Annotated in this window: 17 protein-coding genes; 10 read left to right on the top strand and 7 right to left on the bottom strand. The window is 41.4% G+C overall.

Going from position 1 to position 22715, the window contains the following annotated elements; translation table 11 throughout:
- The first annotated feature begins 5 nt into the window (after positions 1-5).
- The 5 genes from BV902_RS11495 (at position 6) to BV902_RS11515 (ending at position 9530) form a co-directional block, all read left to right on the top strand.
- The gene (locus tag BV902_RS11495; RefSeq protein ID WP_216640463.1) at positions 6-3143 is read left to right on the top strand and encodes a SusC/RagA family TonB-linked outer membrane protein; all 3138 of its coding nucleotides are present in this window, start codon (positions 6-8) and stop codon (positions 3141-3143) included.
- A 12-nt stretch (positions 3144-3155) separates the two neighbouring features.
- Positions 3156-4784: a RagB/SusD family nutrient uptake outer membrane protein gene (locus BV902_RS11500; RefSeq protein WP_075992046.1), complete on the top strand. Its 1629-nt coding sequence runs from the start codon at positions 3156-3158 to the stop codon at positions 4782-4784.
- A 49-nt stretch (positions 4785-4833) separates the two neighbouring features.
- Complete coding sequence (locus BV902_RS11505; RefSeq protein WP_075992047.1) at positions 4834-5769, top strand: hypothetical protein; 936 nt, start codon at positions 4834-4836, stop codon at positions 5767-5769.
- A 4-nt stretch (positions 5770-5773) separates the two neighbouring features.
- Positions 5774-8218: a glycoside hydrolase family 2 gene (locus tag BV902_RS11510; protein WP_075994731.1), complete on the top strand. Its 2445-nt coding sequence runs from the start codon at positions 5774-5776 to the stop codon at positions 8216-8218.
- Between the two features lie 556 nt (positions 8219-8774).
- A complete protein-coding gene (locus tag BV902_RS11515) occupies positions 8775-9530 on the top strand; it encodes a copper resistance protein NlpE (protein WP_145327425.1) in 756 nt (251 codons plus the stop codon).
- Here BV902_RS11515 and BV902_RS28675 read toward each other — a convergent pair.
- On the bottom strand, positions 9442-9948 hold the full coding sequence (locus BV902_RS28675; RefSeq protein WP_083663570.1) for a CPBP family glutamic-type intramembrane protease: 507 nt from the start codon (positions 9946-9948) through the stop codon (positions 9442-9444). The two genes, BV902_RS11515 and BV902_RS28675, sit on opposite strands and share 89 nt — an antisense overlap.
- Before the next feature lie 267 nt (positions 9949-10215).
- Positions 10216-11595, bottom strand: coding sequence for a tRNA uridine-5-carboxymethylaminomethyl(34) synthesis GTPase MnmE (mnmE, locus tag BV902_RS11525; protein ID WP_075992050.1), 1380 nt, complete (start codon positions 11593-11595; stop codon positions 10216-10218).
- A gap of 177 nt (positions 11596-11772) precedes the next feature.
- Here mnmE and BV902_RS11530 point away from each other — a divergent pair, with 177 nt between their 5' ends.
- The gene (locus BV902_RS11530; protein WP_120334634.1) at positions 11773-12258 is read left to right on the top strand and encodes a hypothetical protein; all 486 of its coding nucleotides are present in this window, start codon (positions 11773-11775) and stop codon (positions 12256-12258) included.
- 67 nt (positions 12259-12325) lie between these two features.
- Here the strand turns inward: BV902_RS11530 and xpt are convergent, their stop codons facing one another.
- The 3 genes from xpt to BV902_RS11545 all read right to left on the bottom strand — a co-directional run bounded on the left by xpt (position 12326) and on the right by BV902_RS11545 (position 16192).
- Entirely contained in the window at positions 12326-12901 is a 576-nt protein-coding gene (gene xpt / locus BV902_RS11535; protein WP_075992052.1) for a xanthine phosphoribosyltransferase, read from the bottom strand.
- 53 nt (positions 12902-12954) lie between these two features.
- The gene (locus BV902_RS11540; protein WP_075992053.1) at positions 12955-14733 is read right to left on the bottom strand and encodes an AMP-dependent synthetase/ligase; all 1779 of its coding nucleotides are present in this window, start codon (positions 14731-14733) and stop codon (positions 12955-12957) included.
- Positions 14734-14998: 265 nt separating this feature from the next.
- Positions 14999-16192 (bottom strand): proline dehydrogenase family protein, encoded by a 1194-nt coding sequence (locus BV902_RS11545; RefSeq protein ID WP_075992054.1) that lies wholly within the window; start codon positions 16190-16192, stop codon positions 14999-15001.
- 95 nt (positions 16193-16287) lie between these two features.
- On the opposite strand from BV902_RS11545, the gene BV902_RS11550 reads away from it, so the two are divergent.
- The 3 genes from BV902_RS11550 to BV902_RS11560 all read left to right on the top strand — a co-directional run bounded on the left by BV902_RS11550 (position 16288) and on the right by BV902_RS11560 (position 18450).
- The gene (locus BV902_RS11550; RefSeq protein WP_075992055.1) at positions 16288-16494 is read left to right on the top strand and encodes an RNA-binding S4 domain-containing protein; all 207 of its coding nucleotides are present in this window, start codon (positions 16288-16290) and stop codon (positions 16492-16494) included.
- Positions 16495-16544: 50 nt separating this feature from the next.
- Positions 16545-17612, top strand: coding sequence for a 3-dehydroquinate synthase (aroB, locus tag BV902_RS11555; RefSeq protein ID WP_075992056.1), 1068 nt, complete (start codon positions 16545-16547; stop codon positions 17610-17612).
- Positions 17613-17733: 121 nt separating this feature from the next.
- A complete protein-coding gene (locus BV902_RS11560; protein ID WP_075992057.1) occupies positions 17734-18450 on the top strand; it encodes a ThuA domain-containing protein in 717 nt (238 codons plus the stop codon).
- Between the two features lie 154 nt (positions 18451-18604).
- Here BV902_RS11560 and BV902_RS11565 read toward each other — a convergent pair whose 3' ends face one another.
- Both BV902_RS11565 and BV902_RS11570 read right to left on the bottom strand, forming a co-directional pair.
- The gene (locus BV902_RS11565) at positions 18605-20491 is read right to left on the bottom strand and encodes a TonB-dependent receptor plug domain-containing protein (RefSeq protein WP_075992058.1); all 1887 of its coding nucleotides are present in this window, start codon (positions 20489-20491) and stop codon (positions 18605-18607) included.
- 101 nt (positions 20492-20592) lie between these two features.
- Positions 20593-21504, bottom strand: coding sequence for a zinc dependent phospholipase C family protein (locus BV902_RS11570; RefSeq protein WP_232475749.1), 912 nt, complete (start codon positions 21502-21504; stop codon positions 20593-20595).
- A gap of 219 nt (positions 21505-21723) precedes the next feature.
- On the opposite strand from BV902_RS11570, the gene BV902_RS11575 reads away from it, so the two are divergent.
- Positions 21724-22710 (top strand): glycosyltransferase family protein, encoded by a 987-nt coding sequence (locus BV902_RS11575; RefSeq protein ID WP_075992060.1) that lies wholly within the window; start codon positions 21724-21726, stop codon positions 22708-22710.
- Positions 22711-22715 lie beyond the last annotated feature (5 nt).

Here is a 22715-nt window from a genome sequence, read left to right on the forward strand (position 1 = left end):
GACATATGATAAGCAAACAATTGTTGAGCAGGGGCATGGCCGTCGTTGTCATGACCAGCGTGACCTCTTTGGTCTGGGCACAATCCTTCACCGGATCGGTTGTTTCGGCTGATTCAGGATTGCCGATCGGGGGTGCGAGTATCAGCGTAAAGAATCAGAAGATTTCAACGAGCAGCGATGAATCGGGCAAGTTTTCTCTTGCAGCCAGCACAGGGACTGTATTGACCATTACTTACGTAGGGTACAAAACGGAGGAAGTTAAAATTACTGGTCCCAATATGGTGATCCGCCTACAGCCGCAAGCTTCCGATCTCGAAGAGGTGGTAGTCATTGGCTACGGTGTACAAAAGAAAAAACTGAATACAGGAGCCAATTTGAAGGTGGAGGGTGAAGAACTGCAGAAGCGCAATCAATTGAACCCGCTGCAGTCGCTTCAGGGACAAGCACCGGGTGTATCCATTACATCAACTTCCGGTCAGCCGGGAGCAGATATGAAGGTCGTCGTCCGGGGGTTGGGAACAATCGGTAATTCGGGCCCCTTGTACGTCATCGACGGCGTTCCGGGAGGGGATATTTCGGTCTTGAATGCGGCCGATATCCAATCTATCGACGTACTGAAAGACGCAGCTTCGGCCGCCATCTATGGTTCGCAGGCTGCCAACGGGGTTATCCTGGTCACCACCAAAATGGGCGCTGCGGGAAAAAACGTGCTGTCGTTTGATGGCTATACGGGCATTCAGAACGTTTCGCGTAAAGCAAAATTGCTGGATGCAGATCAGTACAAGCTGATCATGAATGAGCAATCGCTGAATTCGGGGGCCGCGCTGATTGATTTTAACGGCATGGACGGTCTAGCCAATACCAATTGGATGGATTATATGTTCAAGGATAATGCAAAAATGGACAATTACAATGTTGCCCTGACTGGCGGCAGTGAAAAATCCACCTACGCCTTATCGATGAATTATATTGGTCAGGAGGGGATTGTCGGTGGTAAAGACGTTTCCAACTATCAGCGTTATGGTTTCCGGACGAATTCGGAACATAAACTCTTCGATAACTTTGTGAAAATAGGTCAGCACCTCAACTTTAACTACATCAAAAATCGAGGCATCAGTGTAGGCAATCAGTACAGCAATACGCTGCGTGGTGCGTTTGCCACTTCGCCCTTGTCACCGGTGTATTCGGACAATGGCTTGTACAGAAGTCCTTTCAATGATACTTCCAATTCACCTTGGTACAATGGGGACAGCAATCCATATGGGGTGATGATGACCAATTCGAACAACGCCAATGATGGCCAAAAACTATTAGCCGATATCTTTGCGGAAATCGAACCGATCAAAGGCTTGAAGGTCCGCTCATTGCTGGGATTCAACTATTATGCTTCAGAATACAGAAGTTTTACGCCCTTATACCGCTTTTCCATCTACACCTACAACCAAGATCATACAACAACCTCGCAGAATATGAGCAAAGGTCATACGCTGACTTGGACAAATACAGCTTCTTATGACTTTGATATCAATACGGATCATCGCTTTTCGGCCATGGTCGGTATGGAATCGCTACGTTACCAGGGAACTTACCTTTCGGGGTCCAACTGGAATCTGCTTTCGCAGTTCAATGATTTTGCACATGCTTACCTAGACAATACTACAGGCCAGGCACACCTGGATGAAAAAGGAAACGTCGTCGAAACGCGTACGGTGTCAGGAAAACCTGAGAACATCACCCGTAGGGTCTCGTACTTTGGACGGCTGGGCTACAATTATAAGGAAAAGTACCTGTTGAATGCTACATTGCGTGCAGATGGATCCTCTAAATTTTCGCGCAGCAACCGTTGGGGATATTTCCCTTCGGTATCGGCAGGCTGGGTAATTTCTTCGGAAGAGTTTTTTAAAGAACATTTAGCGGCTGTAAACTTCTTTAAACTCCGCGCTTCATGGGGGCAAGTGGGTAATCAGGATATCGCTGATTTTCAATATGCGGCACCCATCAGTACCTCAACAGGCATTACATCGTCCAACCCCGGCGCACATTATGTCTTTGGAACGAGCAACAATAATATTGCCGGGGCTTATCCGAGCCGCTTATCCAATCCGAATCTGACCTGGGAAACTTCCGAACAGACCAATATCGGATTTGATGCCAAATTTGCGAACAGCCGTCTGGATGTTGTTGCCGACTTTTATGTCAAAAAAACGAAAAACTGGCTGGTTACAGCGCCTGTTTTGGCGACAACCGGAACGTTGCCCCCTTTTATCAATGGCGGTGACGTGAAGAATACAGGGGGGGAACTGGGGCTAAATTGGGCGGATAAGATCAATGAAGTCAAGTATCGCATTGGGGTAAATGGAGCCTATAACAAAAATAAGGTGGGACAGATACCAACTGAAGATGGTATTATCCACGGACAGACAGCCATGTTATACGATAACTCGGAAGAATTTTACCGTGCCGCAAACGGCCTGCCCATTGGCTACTTCTGGGGGTATAAAACATACGGGCTATTCCAGAACCAAGCCGAGATCGACGCCTGGAAAACAGCTGGAAAAGGTATCCTTCAAGCGGATGTAAAACCGGGCGATGTAAAATATGTAGATCAGAATAACGATGGTATTATCAATGCCTCGGATAAGACAAATCTAGGTGTTGGCATGCCTAATTTTACCTATGGATTTAATATTGGACTGGATTATAAAGGATTTGATTTCTCGGTGAATGCCTATGGTTCCCTTGGAAACAAAATTGTACAGTCTTACCGCAATCATGCCAATAAACAAGCAAACTATACCACACGAATATTAGACCGATGGACCGGGGAAGGTACTTCCAGTACGATCCCCCGTGTTACGGAAACTAATGTCAATTGGCAGTTTTCAGACCTTTATATTCAGGATGGAGACTTTCTTCGGATCAGCAATGTGACCTTAGGTTATGATCTGTCGAAACTGATCAAATGGAAGTATGCTAATCAGATCCGCTTCTACGTACAAGGTCAAAACCTGTTTACGTTCACCAAATATGATGGGATGGATCCCGAGATCGGTTATGGAACAGATGGTTGGGTATCGGGTATCGACCTCGGTTACTATCCAAGACCAAGGACTGTATTATTTGGCCTAAATGTTAAATTCTAAACACAAGAAATCATGAAAAAAACGAGCTATATCTATCATTCCATGTTATTTGGATCCTTAATCTTAGGATCATGTTCATCCAGTTTTTTGGATGTCGAACCGATGACAAGCGTTTTGGAAAGCAATTTTTATAAAACCGTAGCCGATGCTGACATGGCTCTGGTCGGCTGTTATGATGGTTATCAACGGACGACCTCCAATGGGAGCCAGTCTTTCTATCTGACAGCAGAGGTGGCCGCCGACAATTGTTTTGGCGGAACAGGTACAACAGACGGTCGCTCATTTCAGGCAATAGACCGTTTTGATATTGCGCAGTCCCAATCGGACAATAATATCTTTGATGGTACCTGGTCTGATTACTACGCGGGAATTTTTCGCTGCAATACACTTTTGGAAAAATTGGACGGCACTGATTTTTCAGGCAACACTACAGCGCGGGCACGTATCGAAGGGGAAACGAAATTCCTGCGGGCCACCATGTACTTTGATCTCGTCCGTCTATTCGAAAACATCCCTTTGCTAACGAGCCCGACCAATGAGAATATTCCACAGTCGGACCCCAAAGCGATTTATCAACTGATTGTTTCAGACCTTAAATTTGCGGCTGCCAATATCCCAGCAACAGCTTACCCCAAGTCAGCTGCGGCAACCAATGATGGTCGGGCAACTCCATTTGCTGCTAAAGCGCTACTGGCCCGTGTTTATCTATTTTATGCAGGCTATTATGGCGGCGAAGATATCGGTGTCTCCAAGGCTGAAGCCCTGGCGGGACTCGAAGAAGTTATCAGCAGCGGCCAGTTTGCACTGGTGGCAGATTTCAAAAATCTGTGGCCGGCAGCGAGTTATATCCCCAATGCAAGCAATAATACGCTAGATATTTCCAAATATGCCGGTAAGGGAAATCCTGAGGTTGTATTTGCACAGAAATTCAACAATACATCGAACTACAACGGTTATGTTGATGGCAACCGCTGGGTCGTCTTTCTGGGCTTGCGCGGTAAAAATTGGTCGCCTTATGGCCAAGGATGGGGGGCATGTACGGTAAGCAAAAAGTTCTTCAATGAGTTTGACAACATGGATACACGCAAAACTGCCTCAATTATTGATATCGATGGCGAGAATATCACGGGATTTGACCTGAAAGACCAGCGTGAGTATACAGGTTACACCATAAAAAAATACGCCCCCACGGCATTGCCGGACGGCACCACTAATACCGGAGGGGATAAGGATATGCAACTGTCCCAAGACCAGGATTACTTTGTCATCCGCTATGCTGATGTCTTGCTTATGGCGGCAGAACTCGGTTCCGCAAACGCACAGAAATACTTTGACGAGGTAAGGAAAAGAGCGTATAAGACCAATTTTGTGTCGCTAGCAGTTTCAAAAAACAATATTCTGAAGGAAAGAAAATTTGAATTTGCGTTTGAAGGTATCCGCTATTGGGATGTATTGCGGCAGGGGCTGAATAATGCCGCCGCTACACTGGAAACAACCGAAGATGTGCTCAGTGGATCTGTACCGGAGAAGGTCACTGTGACTAAAGAGCGTTTTTTGACCACGAAAGGATTTATGCAAATACCTAACAAGCAGATTACCTTATCCAATGGTGTACTGAAACAAAATGCTGGATGGAACTAAACACAGGTATACTAGGACTTACTATTGGTTGAATTATAACAAGACAAACATGAAAAAGATATTCACATATGCCATCTGCTTTTTTGCGGCGATGGTACTCTTTGGAGCCTGTTCTCCCGAGAATTATACACTGGGAGACATCGATGTCACTTCGGCGCAGTTGGAGAAGGGAAAGGCCTTTACTGTTGAACATGATGCCAGCAATCCCAATATTGTGTATTTAACCAGCTTGATGGATTCAAAATACACCCCATTGTGGGAACATCCACAAGGACGGAGTCAGGAGAAAAAGGTAACCCTGAAAATGCCTTTTCCCGGTGAGTACACCGTTAAATTTGGTGTCGAGACGCGTGGTGGTATTGTCTATGGCGAGCCTGTGACATTTAAAATCGATCAGATGTATGCCGAGTTTATAAGTGACGAGACCTGGAGCTTATTGACGGGCGGGGCAGGGGAAGAGAAAACCTGGTACCTCGATCTGGATGCTGAGGGTATTTCCCGCTACTTTAAAGGTCCAATGTATTTTTACGGCACCGGTGACTGGTGGGGAAGCATCAATAAAACAGCCGCGCCTTTAAATAGCGATAGCTGGAGCTGGGAACCCGATTGGAAAGGCAATAGCTGGCTTATGCCTGCCGGTGATTATGGAAGTATGACTTTTGATCTGAAAGGCGGTGCAAACATCAATGTGAATCATGCTATGCTGGGGAAAGTCCAGAAGGGGACTTTTAATATCGATACCGAAAAGAAAACCATCCGTATGACCGGCGCTTCGCCTTTACATGGAAAGCCACAAGATGGGATCGTTGTCGACTGGGGCGATGTCCGTATTATGTCGCTGACCGAGAATACGATGCAACTGGCGGTATTGCGGGATCCTGTGCTTTCGAACGACGGAGCAGCTATGCTGACCTTTAATTTTATCAGCAAGGCCTACAAGGAGAGTTTGACCGAAAATGCCTCGGATACCAATAAGACTAAATAAGCCTATGTTGAAGCGACTATTTCACACAGGATATAGCCGAATGATGATCCTGCTCTTCCTGTTATTGGGGGCGACGGTCTCCTTAAGGGGACAGTCCAGAAAGGTTATTGATTTTAATGGGGGCTGGTGGTTTAAACTGGACAGCAGCCAGCAATATAGCAATGGACGAAAAGGAGAGGGCTGGCGAAAGCTCGATCTACCCCATGACTGGAGTATCGAAATGCCATTTAGAGAAAACAGCCCCGCAGGTAGCGGGGCTGCTTACCTCGATGGTGGCGTAGGATGGTATCAAAAAACGTTTAAGCTGGCTCAGGCTGAGTACGGGCAACGGATATTTATTGCATTCGAAGGTGTGTACGAAAACAGTGAAGTCTGGATCAATGGGCATTTTTTAGGAAAAAGACCCAATGGTTATATCGGATTTGAATATGAGCTTTCCCCTTATTTATACTGGGATGGTAGAGACAACCTGCTTTCAGTAAAAGTAAACAATAAGAATCAGCCCAACTCGCGTTTCTATTCGGGGTCGGGGATCTATCGGGATGTCAAATTAATCAGCCGGAATCCAGTCAGCATAGGAACGAACAGTACCTTCATAAGAGCTGGGCAGCTCAGTGAGAAACGTGCTGTCGTGGATCTCTCTCTGGAAATTGAGTATAACCTTGAGGAATCAAAAAAGATTACGCTTCTGACAGAGGTTCTTTCGGCTCAAGGTGCTGTTGTCGCAAGCAAACGTACCACCTTGAGCGCTGTCAAAGCAGGTCTGCACTCCACCGCTCAGCAGATAGTCCTCGAAAATCCCGTCTTATGGGGTATTGAAAATCCCTATCAATATACTGCAAAAATTAAACTTATTGTTGATGGTCGGGTTTTAGATGAACAGCTTACGAAATTTGGCTTACGTAATTTTAGCTTCGATCAGCAACGGGGCTTTATACTGAATGGGAGGCAGCTTAAAATCCGGGGTGTCTGTTTACATAGTGATCTCGGCGCTTTGGGCATGGCATTCAATACGTCGGCAGCATTACGTCAGCTCCGCATCATGAAAGCAATGGGGGTCAATGGGATACGCACCTCACACAACCCTGCGGCTCCAGCGTTTTTGGACCTTTGCGACAGCTTGGGTTTTGTCGTGATGAGTGAAACTTTCGATGTCTGGAAAGGGCATAAAAACCCTTATGACTATCATTTATACTGGGACGAATGGTACAAGCGGGACTTTGTTGACCATGTCAAAAGGGATCGGAATCATCCGTCGCTGTTTATTTGGTGCCTGGGCAATGAAGCGCAGGAGCAATGGCATTCCAAAGCTGATGGTACAGCGATTCCGATCGCGCTGGCAGCAATCGTCGATAGTCTAGATGGCACACGTCCGACCACCATTGCTAATAATGAGCTTTCCAAAGCAAATCCGGTGCTGATGAGTTCGGCGGTAGATCTGATTGGCTACAACTATAACCATAAGAAATGGGCAAGCTTCCCACAGGATCACCCCGGAAAGAAGTTTATCGTAACGGAAAGCACTTCGGCGTTGGAAAGCCGCGGAACGTATGATTTGGTTCCTTATGATTCTAGCCGCATGTGGCCTGAACGATGGGATATTCCTTTTTCTGGCGGGAATGAAGACAGGAACATATCGGCTTACGACAATGTATTCACACCATGGGGTTCAAATCATCAGACAAGCTTGAGGTTGATGGAAAGGTATGACCATATTGCTGGGATGTATGTATGGACGGGATTTGATTATCTCGGCGAACCCACACCGTACACCTGGCCGGCACGAAGTTCGTACTTTGGTATTGTGGATCTAGCCGGGTTTCCGAAAGATGTCTACTATCTGTATCAAAGCGTATGGACAGAAAAGCCGATCTTACATGTATTGCCTCATTGGAATTGGAAGCAAGGTGACCGGGTAGATATCGTCGTGTATTTTAATCAGGCTGACCGGGTGGAGCTTTATCTGAACGGTAAAAAGATAGGGGAGCAGTCCAGAGACCCAGACCGGTACGACCTTGTATTTAAGGCCGTTGAATTTGAACCAGGGGAGATTGAAGTAATATCGTTTCAAGGTGGCAAGAAACTGCTAAGTAAAACGATCCGTACGGCAGCAAAAGCGCATCGTATACAATTGTCTTCAGAAAACCTGACTTTCAATTCGGCAAACAAAGAACTTTCCTTTGTGCATGCCTATATCGTGGACGAGTTTGGTACGATCGTTCCTGATGCAGACGATAAAATCGAATTTGAGGTGAAGGGAGACGGTGCAAAAATTGTGGCGACAGACAATGGCAATACGACGGATCTGACAAGCTTCCAATCAGCTTCTCGCAATGCTTTTCATGGTAAAGCCTTGGCGATTGTCACGAGCAAAAACAAAGGTGAAATACGGGTAAGGGCAAAAGGTGAAGGACTAATTTCGGGGGTTATTCAGCTTGAAGCCAACTAGCTATTGCCCCCGTTCTGCGCCGGATCTGTATGTTTTTTGTTCACTAATAAGAGCAAGGTTTTACCATGGTAGGACCTTGTCTTTTTGTTGTATCGTGCTATCGGCAATTTGTTAAAGACGTTGTTTCTCCATTATTACCGATAAAAGACTGTGGTAAGTACAATATATCCTAAAAAGGAAATAATTTGATAAATGTTCGTGAAGATATTTATATTTGATCAGAAGCCATTATTAGCAAATGATACCTGTATCGCTGACACAACAAGAAAACTTACAAGGTATTATTAAGTATTTTATCATAGGATCTTAATTAAAAATAGCATGAAAGAAAAAGAATTAAGCGAACTATCGGACCAAGAATTATTAAAAAAACGGAAAGATTTGCTGATCTTCAAAAGGTTCTCTGTAATATTAACCGTATTGTGCCTTCCGGTTGTGGTTTATAGTATTGTGAAAAAATAACTTTTCCTGTTTAAGAAGAACAAAGAGTAAATTAGGTGAACATTTTGTGATATATTTGTATTCTATCCCTAACAAAGCAAAGGAAAAATGGATTATGATCAAAGTATTGTTGTCAGCACTTCTTTATTTTTCACTAGTATTCTCCGTATTTGCTCAAAAAGCTTCTAAACCGATCTTCGGTACGTATGGGGAATATTCGACCCGTCTGACTCTAAATCTAGATAGCACATTTGAGCTTATTGAAGCAGATCCTATTTTCCCCTATACATTTGAATCCTATACGAATAGAGGAGATTGGGAAGTAAAGGGAGATACAGTAATTTTAAATCCACACCTGGAAAAAAGATTACCCAGGGTATCGGTACGGGAAAAGTCAGTCCAAAAAGATAACGATTCTATTTCAGTAACGATCAACTATTATTTGGAAACTTATGAGAAAAACGAGATGAGCAGTAGAACTCCGTTTTACTTCGAATTACTTTCCATATATATTAACAAAAAGAAAAATTATCGAAATATTGTCCATGTTCCGCAATATAGACATTGCATGTTTTCTTCCAGACTAAGAAAACAAATCGTTATTGATTCAACGAAAACATTTAATTTTCCGAGACAGGACGTTTACAAGTTAGGTGTATATTCGTACGGCTTTGAAAAAGCTATCGAAATTAAAGTCAATAATACCCAGGCCAACCATTACGAGATCACTGTTATACAACCCGTGGACAAAGAGCGGATGCCTAGGAGCAAGAAGGTTATTATCAAAAGGAGGCAAGCCTACTACTATGAATGGAATGGAAAGATCTCCAGTGGAATTTTCTCTTTGTCTCCTTTGGAGCGTTTAAATTAGTCTGTAAGAATAAATGTAAGTAACCAGTAAGGTTGTCAAAATCACTCCCGTGCTTTAATTTATCCATTTTAGGTACATAAAAACCACTAAATGCATTATTGTAATTGAATCTATAACTAGAGAAGTTATTTAAAGTATATTTGACCGATAAAAGGAAGTTATATAGTATATGCAGTAAGCAACTGTAAATAAATCCATATGGAGCTCTAGCATATTCTAGGATCCAACCCCTTGAAAAATAGAAAGCCAATAAAAATGGGATTAATAATAGGTTTTCAAAAGTCATATTGTAGCGCTTATAGTGAAGTATTGCAAAGATTATCGCAGACAAAATGAATATTCTACGTTGATTATATGTCCAAAATTTATTTAATGCATCCTGATTTTTAGAGTATGCGATACCGTAATAAAAATTAATATCGAAAAAAGTGAATCTTCAATAGTTGTTTTTTATAATCATAGCACTACGGCAAGTCCAGTCCATGTAGCTGTGAGAAATTCTAATGGACAGTATAGCTGGAAAGTAGGTGGGTTTAATTTTGAAGAAAACCAGGACTATTCAGTTTTATTTGAGCGGTAATACATTTTAAAGATAAACATTAATAATAAAAAAAATCACTTAAAATGTTTATTTTAAGTGATTTATAATCAATGATGGTTATTGTTTATTATCGTTAATTAAGATTTACTTTCCGATGCAAAACTTGGAAAAGATATTATCCAATAAATCGTCTGTAGAAACACTTCCGGTGATTTCACCAAGATGATATAAGGCTTGGCGTATATCCATCGCTAGGAAATCAGAAGTGACAGGATTGTCAATCCCATATATTACGCGTTCCAGTGAATCTGCTGTTTTTTGTAGCGCTTCTACGTGACGGATGTTGGTGACCATGACATCGTCGGTATTTAAATTTCCTAAATGTACACGATTGATCAATTCGTCTTTCAGTTCCTCGACACCGATTTGTTCTTTCGCTGAAATGTAAAGCGGATTAAGGACATTGTAAACCTCTTTTTGCGACTCAGAAAGCAAATCTGATTTATTGATAATGGTGACAAATGGAATTTGTAGGCGCTCGATTTCTGGTATTTGCGCTTGTACTTCTTCAACTTTGTCCTGTGTAGGGTCAAATAGGTAAATGATCAATCGCGCTTGTTTCATCTTTTCACGGGTACGCTCAACACCTTTTGCTTCAATAACATCCGCCGTCTCACGTATACCTGCTGTGTCAATAAATCGGAATGTGACGCCATGAATATTAATCTCATCTTCAATGGTATCGCGCGTTGTTCCTGCAATATCAGAAACAATGGCACGTTCTTCGTTTAAGAAAGCGTTCAATAGCGTTGATTTTCCTACATTAGGTTTCCCGGCAATGACAACAGGAACACCATTTTTTAGGACGTTACCCTGTTCAAAAGATTGCACTAATTTTTGAACAATAACCTGTATTTTATTGATTAGATTTTTTAGCTGATCCCTGTTGGCAAATTCCACATCTTCTTCCGAAAAATCAAGCTCTAATTCAATCAGTGAAGCAAAGTGAATGAGATCTTCACGAAGGGATTTAAGCTGATTGGAAAAGCCTCCACGCATCTGCTGCATGGCTACTTGATGTGAGGCGGCAGAATTGGATGCAATTAAATCGGCAACTGCTTCTGCTTGGGATAAATCCATTCCGCCATTGAGAAATGCACGTAGGGTAAATTCTCCCGGACGGGCAGCACGTGCTCCCTTTCTAATGAGTAAATTTACAACGCGCTCAATAATATATTTGGAGTTATGTGTTGATATTTCCACCGAATTTTCTCTCGTATAGGAGTTCGGGGCTACAAATAAGGAGACCAATACTTCGTCAATGATCTCTTCGCCATCGCGTATGGTTCCAAAATGGATGGTATGTGATGGTTGTTGAAGTAGGTTCTTTCCTTTAAATATTTCGTTCGTAATTTTTATGGCATTTTGGCCCGAAACGCGTATGACAGCAATAGCGCCATTTGTTCCGGAAGATGTCGCTAATGCAACAATGGTATCTTCAGTGATATATCCTGTATTTGACATGGTACAAAGATACGTTAAATTGAAGTAATGGATTCTATATATTGCGGCACAAATTAAATTCATCTTGATCGATTAAACCTTTGTTCAAACATTGAAGTCATACCCATAGAAACGCTTGTAAAAAAGAATGGAACACAGGCGGAGTGGAATTGATTTTTAAATTTAAATTATACTGTTATGAGAAAGATGATATACTTCGCGTTGGCAATTGGAGGACTGGTTTTAATCGCTCCTCAACAATCTTCGGCTCAACATCGTGGACATGAACGTGAATGGAAACAGGACAAAGAGCGTAGAAAATATGAAGAGAAAAGGGATAAGGAATATCGAAAATATTTAGAAAAACGCGAAAAAGAAGACCGTAAATATCATAAAGAAGTAGCTAAGTCATACCGAAAAGGATACCGTCATGGAGCACCAGCCTGGGCAAGTGCACATCGTTACGATAGTAGACACCATGTATACTTTAGAGATTACAAAACATTCTACGATCCTTACAGAGGAGGTTACGTGTATATGCGCAATGGTCGTTGGAATTTTTCAGCAAATGTACCTTCATTTATGTTAAATGTCAACTTGGGAGCAGCCAATATCCGGATTGTAAAAGATGTTGCAATTAGCAGACATCCTGAAGATTTTTACAACGACTACCGTTGGGATTAGAAAGAATTTATCTTGTTGTTTGAATAAAAAAGCCTCAATCTTTAGGAAGATGAGGCTTTTCTTTTTGCTAGTCTTCTTCGAAACTGACTTTATTCACTTCAAGCGACTTTATCCGCGCTAACGATTCAATTCTTAAATCGGGCAATTCTCTTAATCTTTTGCCACCTTCCTGGAAGGATTTTTCGATAATAAATCCCATGCCCAATACTGAAGCTCCCGATTGTTTAACAAGATCGAGCATACCAAAAGCGGCATTCCCATTGGCCAAAAAATCGTCTATAAAAAGAACATTGTCGCTCGGCGTAAGAAACTCTTTGCTGACACAGATGTCATAGGTTCGGTTCTTGGTAAATGAATGCACCTGGCTTACATACATATCAGCCATGGTGGTCGGTTTTGCTTTTTTTACAAATACAACCGGTAATTCCAAAAGGTAGCCAAGCATGATCGCTGGGGCTATTCCGCTTGCTTCAATTGTAATGATTTTATTGATCGGGAGGTCTGCAAAACGACGGACAAATTCCACCGCAATAGATTTCATCAATACGGGGTCCATCTGGTGATTGATGAAGTTGTCTACTTTAAGTATGCCTCCTGCAAGACTTTTACCGTCATGAAGGATTCTATCCTTTAATAATTTCATGTTTTACTCGTATAAATATAGTGCGCTATGTCAAAATTTTGATTTGTTAATCCTTAATCCATCTCCATTTGATAGAGGTTATTGAACTCTTCTTGATGATGTTCGAGAATTACCTTTCGTTTCATTTTCAAGGTTGGTGTTAACTCTCCATTTTCAATAGTAAATTCATCTGTTAAAATAATTGGTTTCTTAATCTGCTCCCAGTTACCAAAGTGCTGGTTCGCACGACGCACCTCCTGATTGACTTTTTTTACAATGGCAGGGTCAGTCAGAAAATCATCCTTTGTCATGGTTGCAAGTTCAGGAGCATCTGTTCTGGCCCAATCCAACAAATGGGCATAGTTTGGTACAATAAAGGCAGAAGCAAACTTCATCCCGTCACCGATAACCATTGCCTGTTCAATAAATTTAGATTCAACGAGCTTTGTTTCTATTGGCTGTGGTATGACGTACTTCCCGCCCGAAATTTTGAACATCTCTTTTTTTCGGTCAATGATTTTCAAGAATTTTTCATCTTCCCACTTTCCAATATCTCCGGTATGCAGCCATCCATCAATGATTGTTTTATCCGTTTCGGCCTTGTTCTTATAGTATCCCATCATGACATTAGGGCCTTTTACTAATATTTCTCCGTCTTCAGCAAGTTTTATTTCAACAAAACGGACAGGAAGGCCAACAGTACCTATGCGTATTCCTTTGATATAATGATTGACCGAAATGAGTGGGGAGGCTTCGGTCATGCCGTAACCCTCATATAATGGAATTCCTGCAGCTAAGAAGGCACGTGTCAACTTGCTGTGAAGAGAGGCTGATCCAGAAGCAACGGTAAGTAATTCGCCACCCAATGCTTCATACCATTTGTTAAGGACAAGTTTCTTGGCAAGCTTTAGTTTGAGATTATAGGATAGACTTCTTTTCTCAGGATTTGGATCATATTCTTCTGCAACTGAAACAGCCCAATCAAATACTTTGCGTTTGAAACCACTGAGATCATGACCTGTTTTCATGATTTTCTCATAGACTTTTTCAAGAATACGTGGGACAACGGTCATGATATGAGGTTTTACTTCCTTCAGATTATCACCAATCTTGTCAAAAGATTCTGCGATATAGATCGTAAAGCCAAGATACATATAGGTATATAAAACCATACGCTCGTAGGCGTGACAAGGAGGGAGGAAGGTCAGTCCGCGGTCATAAGCTTTACAAGGGGTAATTTCTGCTGCGCCCAATACATTGGAAAAGATATTATTGTGTGACAGCATTACGCCTTTTGGTTTGCCCGTTGTACCGGATGTGTAAATCAGGGTAGCGAGATCTTCAGGTTTAACCTGGTCACGTAGTGCTGCTAGTTTTTCTAGGGAGCAATTGGAGCCTATATCATTCAGTTCTTTCCAGCTACGTGTGCCTTCCTGATCTGCGATACAAAAAATATACTTCAATGTATAGATTGAGTCGGTTAGATTCATCAGGCGATCGTACAGGCTTTTGTTACTGACGATGCAAACCCTGATTTCGGCATCATTAAAGATATATTGATAGTCTGTATCCGTAATATTTGGATAGATGGCCACCACCACTGCACCAATTTGCTGGATTGCAAAGTCAATCAAATGCCATTCCATACTGCTGCCGGCAATGAGACCAACTTTTTCGTTGGGTTTCACGCCAAGTTCAATCAGCCCTTTGGAGAGGCTGTCTACTTGTTCAAGAAAATCTGCTGTTTTGATATAATTCCACTTGCCGTCCACTTTGTGTGCAAACATATCAAGATCGGGGTATTTGCCCATCTGTTGACGTGCAAGATCAAATAATCTAAGTTTTTCTTCCATTTCAAATCGTATTCTTTTAAGCTCCGGGGGAGCACCCTTCCAGTATGAACTTTGTTTTAAGGGAAAAGTTTGCAAACATAAATAATAGTTTCAAGAATATGGAATGATTTTGTAATTAGCTTGTTTCAAAAGGATGAAGGGGAGGCGAGTGATAGGTAAAGTGCTTTTGTGCTTTTCAAAAGTAGGGTGTTTCTTGGAGACCATTTGAGCATAGTTCCTTGAGTAGATGGACTTGATGCCCGCCAATTATAAAAAAAGCTAGTCGTTATCGACTAGCTTTTCTTCTTTGTTTTTCTTTGATCAAAAGCCCGAGCTCCCGACCTGTCGCTCCTGCGACGGAAGTATTTTCTTGTGCTCTACGGAAAAGATATGGCATCACCGCTTTAACCGGTCCATAAGGCATGTATTTAGCAACATTATAGCCATGTGCCGCTAAGTTAAAGCTCAGGTTGTCAGACATACCTAATAATTGCGCAAAGAAGATGCGATCGGTGGATCTATCGATACCACGTCTGTCAATTTCCTTCGCCAATAACATACTACTGTCCTCGTTATGTGTACCCGCCATTAGCCCAAAGTTGTCCAGGTGGTCCAAGATAAATTCAATAGCTTCATTATAATCTCTATCGGAAGCTTCTTTATTTGGCTGGATGGGATCGGAATAACCTTTTTGTGCAGCACGAGCACGTTCGATCTCCATGTAGGCACCACGAACGATCTTAGCACCCATGTGAAAGCCTCTAACTTTTGCGTATTCAAAGTCGGCTTTCAAAGATGCCAACTTATCACTACGGTACAATTGATAAGTATTATATACAATTGGTTTCTCCATATTGTATTTTTCCATCATTTCACGTGCAATATCATCGATCGCATCTTGAATCCATGAATGTTCAGCATCCACTAAAACTTTTACACCGGCGGCATGACATGCTTTACAGATACGGTCAGTACGATCCAACATGCGTTGGTATTCTCCTTGTTCTGCTTCTGTTAAAGTTTCTTTGGCGTTGACCTTTTCAAATAACTCAAAACGTCCTAATCCAGTTGGTTTAAATACTGAAAATGGAATGTACTTGTTTTTACTGGCCGCAACTACGGTACGTAATACCTCTTCGCAGCAGGCGTCAAATGCACTTTCTGTTTCTTCTCCTTCAACGGAATAATCCAAAATCGTCCCTACACCATTCTCTCCCAATTCGTTGATTGCTGCTTCGCAACCCGCGATGGTCTCTCCACCACAAAAATGTTTGAAGATTGTTTTACGGATGATGCCTTGGATAGGCAGTCCTATGTTCAGGGCAAAGTTGGTCATTGACGGACCTACTTTTGTCAAGAAGTTATTCGCTATTATTTTGAATAACCAATACGCTCTTTCCAAATCCTTATCGCTTTTACTTTTAAAAGCAATCTCTGTATTATCAAAGGATAATGTCTTGGGCTCAGAATTCTCAATCATAATCTTTATTTGCAATAAGGCAAATGTAGCAATTTAGTAAGCATTAAAACGATGATAATTCTTGTATTCCTCAGTGAAACCACTATTTTTGTGAAATGCAAGAATTTAAAATCGAGGGCGAATATATCCAGCTTATACAGTTACTTAAAGCTTTAAATTGGGTAGAGCATGGTGCTATGGCTCAATGGGTTGTGGCAGAAGGGTGTGTGAAGTATAATGGGCAGGTTGATTACCGGAAAAGACTCAAATTAAGACCAGGAGATGTTGTTGAATTTGATGGGATGGAAATAAAATTGGTGTAATATTAAACAATATTGGTAAATAGAAAACTTAAACCTTAAAGAATCATAGAATGGAAGTCATAGAAAGTTTGGGCTATCAGGTATATTTTGATGATACGTTGGCCTCTTTAGAGGCGTTTTTAGCTGAGCGCAATTACTCAAAGATCATCGTATTGGTGGATACCAATACTTTGGATAATTGTTTGCCGCTATTTCAGCAAGCTTTACCCAATTTAGCGAATTATGATGTGATAGAAGTAGATCCGGGCGAAGAAAATAAAAATATTGATTTCTGTATTGGTGTATGGCATAATATGCTCGATTTCGGAGCTGATAGACATTCATTGATGATCAATCTTGGCGGTGGTGTGGTGACTGATATGGGGGGATTTGCCGCATCGACTTTCAAAAGAGGGATGGATTTTATTCAAATTCCGACGACTTTACTTTCCCAGGTAGATGCATCAGTAGGGGGTAAAACCGGTATTGATATGGGAAGTGTGAAAAATATTATTGGAACTTTTGCACAACCCCAGGCTGTTTTTATTTCAAGCCAGTTTTTGAAAACCTTAGATCAACGTCAGTTAATCTCAGGCTTTGCTGAAGTAATCAAGCATGGACTGATCTTCGATCGGGCTTATTATGAGCGAGTGAAAACATTGGAGATTGATCAAATCGACAATTCTTTGGTCAAACATTCTGTTTCGATCAAAAACCGTGTTATCCTTGAGGATCCGAAAGAAAAAGGACTGCGTAAAATTTTAAACTTTGGCCATACAATTGGTCATGCTATTGAGGGATACTCTTTGTTGAACGATGCTTCACCTTTATTACATGGAGAAGCTATTGCAGTAGGGATGATTTGTGAGGGGTATCTATCGCATAAATTGAATGGTTTGCCTTTGGATGAATTAAACGATTTGATCCAAACCTTCAGAAAATATTTCAACGATTACACATTTGATTCATCCATTGATACAGCCTTGTTGGATCTGATGCGAAATGATAAGAAAAACCTGTCCAATCAGATCGGTTTTGCATTGCTTGACCAAATTGGCAGTTGTCAATATGATATCTACGTTTCTGAGGAAGATATTATTGAAAGTCTTGATTTTTACCGTGAGCTAATCACACAATAATAAAACAGAAAAGCCGTGTATCAGGAGAATGCGCGGCATTTCTGTACAGCTATTTTTATCGCGATTTCGTTGCGGAAAATAGTAAACCTAAACTTAAATCATCATAATAACCATTTATATCATGAATAGAATCTTCATTTTTCTGTTTCTCCTGTTGGGGATATCAGCTGCTGTTCAGGCACAAAGGCAAGTATTGATCTTTAGCAAGACAAAAGGGTTTAGACACGGAAGCATCGAAAAGGGCGCACAGGTACTTAAACAATTGCTAGATAAAGAAAAGATAAAATCTGATCATTCGGAGGATGCTGCTCTGTTTACAGATCAGGGATTGAAAAAATATGACGCTGTTATCTTTCTGAGTACAACTGGCGATATTCTCGATATTGCGCAACAGGAAGCTTTTGTGAGGTATATCCAATCAGGAAAAGGGTTTGTGGGTATCCATGCCGCGACGGATACTGAGTTTGATTGGCCCTGGTATAACGGCCTTGTAGGGGCATATTTTGCGTCCCATCCTGCCGTACAAAAAGCCAAAATTGACGTATTGGACAGAAAACATGCGGCCACCAAGCACCTCGATCCGATCTGGTGGCACAAAGATGAATGGTATAATTTCAAGGACGTGAAGGACGGATTGCATGTGTTGATGAATTTGGATGAAAAAAGCTACCAAGGTGGAAAAATGGGGGATCAACATCCAATCTCCTGGGCCCAGACCTACGACGGAGGGAAAGTCTTCTATACCGGGCTTGGACATACCGATGAGTCCTATGACGAACCCGAGTTCCAAAAACATTTAATTGGGGGAATTTTATCTGTACTTCCCAAGAAAAAGTAACTTATTTTATAGTTGGCGTTTTCTTAACTAGGGCATGGTACATGCTTCTATGTGTCAATAGCACAATGAAAAGTCCCAAATGGTCATTCCATTTGGGACTTTTTTATAATTGATGGGAAAAGGGAAGAGAACCGATTTTGCCATTTGATCGGGTTTAATAGTTCAGTTTATATTTTGCGCCGATACTAAACCAACGACCGGGCATTGGAACGGCGGCAGCTTCTATATAACTCTTGTCAAATATATTCTGAACATCCACAAAGATGTTTAAGTCGTGGAGTTGGTACGATCCTCTTACGTCAGCGATGAAATAAGATTTGTAACTGATACGCTCATTAAAGCGGTTTGCAGAAGTTAACATCCAGTTCTTGTGGTTTATGGTAAAGTTGGCAATAACTTGATGCCTTAAGCTTTCAATAGCATATTTGGATAGTATCCCGTCTGCTAATGTTATGCTTGGGTTGAGATAATTATAACTTAGCGTTGTAAAGTATCGTGTCGTTGCGCTGGGATCATTGATATTATATCGGAATGAAGCATTGAATCCATCAATTTTATTTTTTCCAATATTTATTGGTTTCCAGGGAATGACCGTTCCGCTTCCTGTAGTGGCATCCTCTTTTTGCCAGTCTATGAAATCGCTTATCCTTCGATGGAAATAGCCCGCTTGAGCAATAATCCGATTGGATAAGTATTTTATACCACTTTCGATCTGATAGGCATTTTCAGAGCTCAGTGTGGGGTTTCCGACGTTGGCTGTCTGATTGGTGTAAAGATCCGTAAAGGAAGGGATCCGCTGGCTAGAACCTGCGTTGACTACAATCTTCCAATGTTCGGTAATATCATATCCCAAATCTAGACCCGGGAATACCTGCCAGCCAAATTTTGAGTTGTAATTGATGTAGGCACCAGAGTTGATCATCAGTTTTTTGATCGCCTCTGTTTTGAATTCAAGGTAGCCGCCGTAATTCTCCCGGTTATGGTCGCCAATACTGGTGCTATTGATGCGTTCAAATCGACTTTCTAATCCTAAGCCAAATGTACCATAACTTTGCTCCAATGTAGCATTGATTTCTGCTCCGAAGACGTTGCTGTAATGTTTGGATCTACCTTTGGTTGTTTCTCTGCCTAAATACCAATATTCATCTTCGTTGTAGCGATTACTGAGACGTGGACTGATGGAAAATGCCTGTGTTAATTGATGCTTGGACTGTAGGGAAGCGAAAGCTGTCTTAACCTGTTCATAAGCTTCCTTGTCACTCGGTGCAGCATAGTAACCATTGGCTCCAAATTGATTGTTGATATAGCCAACATTGGCTTTTATCATATTGGCTGTATTCGGTTGATATGTAGCGTCATAATAGAGTTTATTATTGTTGGAGGCTGTATTATAGCGTTGTCCATTCGAATCTTCGTGGCCAAAATATAAACCGTGGCTTGTTTGCTTGGTTAAGAACTGTGAGCCAAGCTGAACACCTTTACCATAATACTTGCCTGCACTTGTCTGCTCATTATCTTTGAATGAAGAACCACTATATACCTGGGCGCTAATTTGATTTGATTCAATTTTCTTTGTTACGATGTTAATGGCACCGGTTAGTGCATTAATACCGAAAATCCGTGAAGCCGGCCCCCGAATTATTTCGATACGCTCGATGGCCTCTAGAGGAACCGGAAGGTTCATATTGTGATGGGCACTCTGTGGATCGGTGATTTTAACACCATTGAGTAGGATCGCCGTCTGTTCAAAAGACCCACCGTCGATACTTATATCTGCCTGCGAACCAAATGGTCCACGTTGGCGAATATCAACGCCTGGGATATTGCTAAGCAACTCGTTGATTGATCGATTTGGTAGTCTCTGTATATCTTCCTGCGTCAATATTTGGATATTTTTGCTCTGTTTTGAAAAAGGGATCTGTAAGCGATTTTGATTAATGATGACTTCGCCCAAAGTGGTTGTGTCTTTAATCTGAGCAGTCGCAGCTCCAATACTCAGCACTAATGCAAGGTTTGTTAACGTAATATTCTTATTCAACATGCTTTCCTAGATTTTACGCTGCAAAAGTAGCTTAGCTGACTAAAAAATAAATAGTCCGGCGTGAATAATACTGGTAGTCCGGATAATATTTTGTAACCTTCTTACATCCATTCTTCTCGGCCGATACGCTTTTTCCCCGTTATATCGATGTGATCTTGCTTGTCGCTGCTTTTTATTTTTTCGATGTTAGTCAAGTCGGGTTGGCCGGATTCGAGCCAGGCTGAATACCAATAGGAAGCAACGCGTAAAATGGTTTTTTGCATTCTCCTTTCAACCATACCGTTCATGGCTTCATGATAAGCTCTAGCATAACTGTCGGAATAGGTCCATACCAATTGATTGTTTCGCTCAATAAAAGATTTTTTTTGAGATGCCTTAAATTGACGATTAAGCCGGGCTTCAATGCTCAATACAGAATCCACAAGGCGATTGCTTTCACGGACGATACCCCAGGCTTCCGCTAAGGGATCTTTGATATAGTTGGCTTTTCCAACGCGAAGGTTGTATTTTTCTGAAAACATTTCCGGTAAGCGGCTCTCCCAGAATGCGTGTATACCGAGTTGATTCGTCAGCTGTCCATTATAATTTTTAGTCGTGTGCAATGGAACATGGGCATCAGCAATATAATGGCCGAGTTCTGCTGAGTGTTTGATGATCCGTTTATAATCTTTTGCTTGAAAGGCCTTAACAAGCTTTTGATAAGTAAGATTGATTTGCCAGGGCACAATACCATTTTTTAACAATTGCCTTTCTTGAAATTTCTCTTTGGCCTGTGACCAATGTATCGGCATGGAGTCAACTGTACTTTCCTTGCGGTAGTCCTCTAAATCTATAAAATGTCTTGGGCCTTCAGCGCTGTCTGTGAAGCAGCGTTTATCTGGATCAACAGCTTTTTCGGTAATAAGGTCAATATTGGATTTATAAAACTTAGCCAACTGAGCAGGGAGCGCAAAGACGGCATAATGATTAATTTTTTTATGAGCAAAAAATCCCCACGATGTTAAAATTAGCATGGAGACTATGCAAAGCATTCTATAAAATAGAGACTTCATGGGGTATCAAACTGGCTATTAATTAATTGTTGATATTAAATATACGTAAAGGAAAATTAAAAATGGATTAACAACTTTTTTTATTGATGTTAATTTATATTTTCTTAACATAACTAAACAATAAAATAATATTGATACTCGTTAAAATTGATTAATTTGCCGACACAAAATACAGTCGTTATGAAGATATTGTATGCCGTACAAGGGACAGGAAATGGACATCTGAGCCGGGCAATGGATATTGTCCCCTGTTTGAGGGAGTTAGGGGAAGTCGATGTTTTGGTTAGTGGAATTCAAGCAGATCTATCATTACCTTTCGAAGTGAAATACCGTTTTCACGGGTTGAGTTTTATCTTTGGAAAATCCGGCGGAGTAGATCTGTGGAAAACATTTATGAGTTCGACGATCCGTAAATTTACGAATGAAATTAAGAGCTTGCCCATAGAAAACTATGATTTGGTGATCAATGATTTTGAACCGATTTCTGCTTGGGCTTGTCATTCAAAAGATTTGGACTGCATTGGGTTGAGCCATCAGATTGCTGCCTTAGATCCATCGAGTCCTAAGCCAGAAGATAGTGATATGCTGGGCAAATTTATTATGAAAAATTATGCCCCGTCTACCCATTCCTATGGTTTCCATTTTAAGCGGTACGCCAAGAATATTTACCAACCGGTTATCCGTAATGCTGTTCGTGAATTGAATGTGACAGAGCAGGGACATTATACGGTTTACCTCCCGGCATATGACGATGCGCATCTTTTAAAGCATTTGATGAAGTTTCCAGATGTGAAGTGGGATGTTTTTAGCAAACATAATTCGAAGGCATTTGACATGAAAAATGTAACGATAAGACCGATCAATAACCAATCTTTTATTGATAGTATGGCATCTTCTTCTGGAGTTTTATGTGGGGCAGGTTTTGAAACACCGGCAGAAGCGTTATATTTGAAAAAGAAACTGTTAGTTATCCCGATGAAAAACCAATATGAGCAGCATTTGAATGCAGCGTCATTGGAGGAGATGGGGGTGCCTGTAATTTCGAGCTTAAAACAGAAAAACATGCTGGCGATAGAAGCCTGGCTCAACAGTAAATCTAGGGTTGAAGTTGATTACCCTAATATCACGCAGGAAATTATAAATGAAATCGTGCAGAAGCACCGTTAAACAAA

This window comes from Sphingobacterium sp. B29, assembly GCF_001952815.1.
In the GTDB taxonomy this organism is placed as follows: domain Bacteria; phylum Bacteroidota; class Bacteroidia; order Sphingobacteriales; family Sphingobacteriaceae; genus Sphingobacterium; species Sphingobacterium siyangense.